Consider the following 3,343-nt stretch of genomic DNA (forward strand, 5'->3'; position numbering starts at 1 on the left):
CGACTCCGACCCGGGACCCCGACTCCGACCCGGGACCCCGACTCCGACCCGGACCGGGATGGAACCGTGCGGGTGTGGCAGCAGCGACGGTGACGACCGCGGCGCGGTTCCGCGGAACACCTTGATCACCAATCGGGGGCGGGTCGGGGGTGGGGTTGTGCGCCGGTCGGGAGCCGTCCGCGGGCCGGTCCGGCATCGTTCCGATCTGCCCGAGGGGTACGTCGCCGTCGCCGGACCGGCCGTGGGGCCATCATCATGATCCATCGACCGGCATCGCGCATTAAAGATCAGTAGCTGATTATCCGGATTGGTGCCCGGATGCTTTGCGTGAGCGCGTCACACCATATCCGTAACGTGACGGTCCATCTCGCCATTCGGGATGGTTGGTCGGCGGGCTGAGTCAGTCCAGCCCGGCAGCGTCGAGCATCCTCGCCAGACCCATCAGCGGAAGCAGCATCACAGTGCTGGCCCCGGCCGCGCCCGGTTGGTGGCGCGGGCGGCGAGGTCGCGGCAGACCACGGCGAAGTCGAGGCCGGCGGCGTGCAGGCCCATCGGCCAGGTGCTCGTGTCGGTCATGCCGGGGGCCACGTTCACCTCCAGGAACTGCACGTTCCCGGCGGCGTCGACGATCATGTCGGTGCGGGACAGGTCACGCAGGCCCAGCACGCGGTGTGCGGTGACGGCGGTTTCGGCGGCGGCGTGTAGCACCGCGTCGTCGAGGCGAGCCGGGGTGAAGAAGGCGGTGGCACCCGCGGTGTAGCGGGCGGCGTAGTCGTACACCCCCGCGGCCGGCTCGATCTCGACGGCGGGCAACGCGATCGGCCGCCCGGCGCCGCCGTGGTCGTCGCTGTCGCCGAGGTCGATGACGCCGACGGCGATCTCGACTCCGCTGACGGCTCGTTCGATCAGCGCCGAGTCGTGATAGCCGAAGCAGGCCATCAGTGCCTGGGCGAGCCCGCTGGCGTCGTCGACGCGGCTGACCCCGAACGCCGATCCGCCCGCGCGGGGCTTCACCACGACCGGTAGCCCCAGTCGGGCCACGATCCGTTCGATCAGCGCGGCGGCGCCCAGGTCGTGGAACGCCTCGCGGGGCAGCGTTACCGCCGCCGGTGTCGCCACCCCCGCGGCGGCGACGGCCGCCTTCGCCGTCGCCTTGTCGAAAGCCACCCGGCAGGCCGGCGGCGCGGCACCGACGTAGGGCAGGTCGTAGAGGTCCAGGACCTCCCGGATCGTGCCGTCCTCCCCTGACGTGCCGTGCAGCACGGGGAACACCACGTCGGGCGGGTCGGCCGCCAGCGCGGGCAGCGTCGCGGCGTCGACATCGGCCAGGTCGGCGTCGACACCGATGAGGGTCAGCGCGTCGCGCAGCCTGCTCCCCGAATGCAGCGACACCTCCCGTTCAGGCGACAGCCCGCCGGCGAGGATCAGCACACGGCCCAGATCAGTCATCGTCGCGTCCTTCACGGTGTCGGGCACATCATGAGCGGTCGGCGAAGGTTTCACGGGCGGAAGGTGTCATGCAGATCCAGCTCGTCCCGGATGACCCCGCCCAGCCTGCCGACCCCGGCACGGATGCGATCAGGCGGCGGGTAGCAGAACGACAACCGCATGCTGTTGCGACCCGACCCGTCGGCGTAGAACCCGGCCCCGGGAACGTAGGCGACCCGGGCGGCGATCGCCCGCGGCAGCATCGCCCTGGTGTCCATCCCGCCCGGCAGCGTCAACCAGACGAAGAACCCGCCGTCCGGCCGGGTCCAGGTGGCGCCGGCGGGCATCGATTCGGCCAGGGCGTCGAGCATGGCGTCGCGGCGCTCCCGGTACAGCTCCCGGAACACCTTCACCTGTTCCGCCCACGGCTGGGTCGTCAGATACCGCTCGACCACCATCTGGGTGAACATCGACTGCGACAGGATCGCCGACTCCGCGGCCAGCACGAGCCGGGCCGTCACCGGCGCCGGGGCCAGCGCCCACCCGACCCGCAGCCCCGGCGCCAACGTCTTCGAGAACGACCCCAGGTACACCACGTCGTCGGGGGCGTCCGCGCGCATCGCCCGCACCGGCTCACCCGTGAACGACAGCAGACCGTACGGGTTGTCCTCGACCACCAGCACTCCGGCGCGCCGGCAGATCTCGATCACCTCGGTCCGCCGCGGCGGCGTCAACGTGATCCCCCCGGGGTTCTGAAAGGTCGGCACCGTGTAGAGCAGTTTCACCCGGGCGCCCTCGGCGGCCAGCCGTCCCAACGTCTCCGCGAGCGCGCTCGGCGACAGGCCATCGGCGTCCATCGGAACGTGCACGATCCGCGTCTGGTACGCCGCGAACGTGTTGATCGCCGTGACGTAGGTCGGCCCCTCGGTGACCACGACGTCGCCGGGATCGACGAACACGCGGGTGAGTAGATCCAGCGCCTGCTGCGATCCCGCGGTCACCACAACATCGTCGGGACGGGCGTCGGTGATGCCCTCCATCGCCATCACGTCGCAGATCCGCGCACGCAGATCCGGATCGCCCTGCGCCGAGCCGTACTGCAGCGCCACCGCCCCCCGGCTCAGCACCAGCTCCGAGACGGTCGCCGCGACCGCCTCCATCGGGAGAGCGTCGACCGCGGGCATGCCTCCGGCGAGCGACACGATCTCGGGACGGGATGCCACCGCGAACAGCGCCCGAACCTCGCTCGCGATCATTCCCTGGGCCCGCTCCGCGTACCGATCCCGCCACCGATCCCCAGTCACGCCCCGCGACACTACTCGCCGTATCCACACCACTGCACCCCCGGCCGCCCGGCTCGGCGCGACGACCGATGGCCCGCGACCGACCGAAGCACGGCAATCCTGGTTGGTCAGGCGCTGACGTCAGCCTCGTCCAGTGGCTGGCCCTCACTGCGCCCGAGGTGGTCCGCCAGCGCCTCAACCTCGACGACACGATGATGCGCGCGCTGCGCCGGCGCCAGATGAGCTCGCCCAGGATGGTAATCCGTGCTGCCCGAGCTGTTGGTTGCGCGTTCAACGCCTGGTCGTCGGTGTGCAGGAAGATCCGCGAGGAGTGTGAATTCGCCGCCGCCTATCGGTGACCCTGCACAAGGAGCAGCTGCTTTGCACAGATATTCGCGTGGGAAAGTGCGATTCGCCGTTGCCGCGGTTCTGGCCGTCGTCGCTGTCGGCCTTTTCGGTATACCGGCGGTGGCGCAGAGGCCGGCGGACGTGCGGATCAACGAGGTCGAGTCGAGCGGTGGTTCGCCCGGCGACTGGGTGGAGCTGGCGAACATCGGTTCGGCGGCCGTGGACATCTCCGGCTGGGTTGTCAAGGACAATGACAACTCGCATGTGTTCACGGTGGCGTCGGG

4 protein-coding genes are annotated in these 3,343 nt (G+C 70.4%); 2 read left to right on the forward strand and 2 right to left on the reverse strand.

Annotated elements, in window-relative coordinates; genetic code table 11:
- Nucleotides 1–456: 456 nt before the first annotated feature.
- Nucleotides 457–1,449 (reverse strand): D-alanine--D-alanine ligase family protein, encoded by a 993-nt coding sequence (locus G6R25_RS22655; RefSeq protein WP_163554500.1) that lies wholly within the window; start codon nt 1,447–1,449, stop codon nt 457–459.
- Between the two features lie 50 nt (nt 1,450–1,499).
- Nucleotides 1,500–2,684, reverse strand: coding sequence for an aminotransferase-like domain-containing protein (locus G6R25_RS22660; protein ID WP_163554503.1), 1,185 nt, complete (start codon nt 2,682–2,684; stop codon nt 1,500–1,502).
- A gap of 116 nt (nt 2,685–2,800) precedes the next feature.
- Here G6R25_RS22660 and G6R25_RS22665 point away from each other — a divergent pair, with 116 nt between their 5' ends.
- Together G6R25_RS22665 and G6R25_RS22670 are read left to right on the forward strand one after the other, a co-directional pair.
- Nucleotides 2,801–3,070, forward strand: coding sequence for a hypothetical protein (locus G6R25_RS22665; RefSeq protein ID WP_163554501.1), 270 nt, complete (start codon nt 2,801–2,803; stop codon nt 3,068–3,070).
- A 46-nt stretch (nt 3,071–3,116) separates the two neighbouring features.
- The coding region (locus G6R25_RS22670; RefSeq protein WP_235949463.1) for a lamin tail domain-containing protein at nt 3,117–3,343 on the forward strand (227 nt) is incomplete at its 3' end.

It is taken from the genome of Candidatus Frankia alpina (assembly GCF_902806485.1).
GTDB lineage: Bacteria > Actinomycetota > Actinomycetes > Frankiales > Frankiaceae > Frankia > Frankia alpina.

Coding starts and splice junctions, on each gene's coding strand:
- G6R25_RS22655 (WP_163554500.1), bottom strand. CDS start 1,449: ATGACTGATCTGGGCCGTGTGCTGATCCTCGCCGGCGGGCTGTCGCCT.
- G6R25_RS22660 (WP_163554503.1), bottom strand. CDS start 2,684: ATGATCGCGAGCGAGGTTCGGGCGCTGTTCGCGGTGGCATCCCGTCCC.
- G6R25_RS22665 (WP_163554501.1), top strand. CDS start 2,801: ATGGCCCGCGACCGACCGAAGCACGGCAATCCTGGTTGGTCAGGCGCT.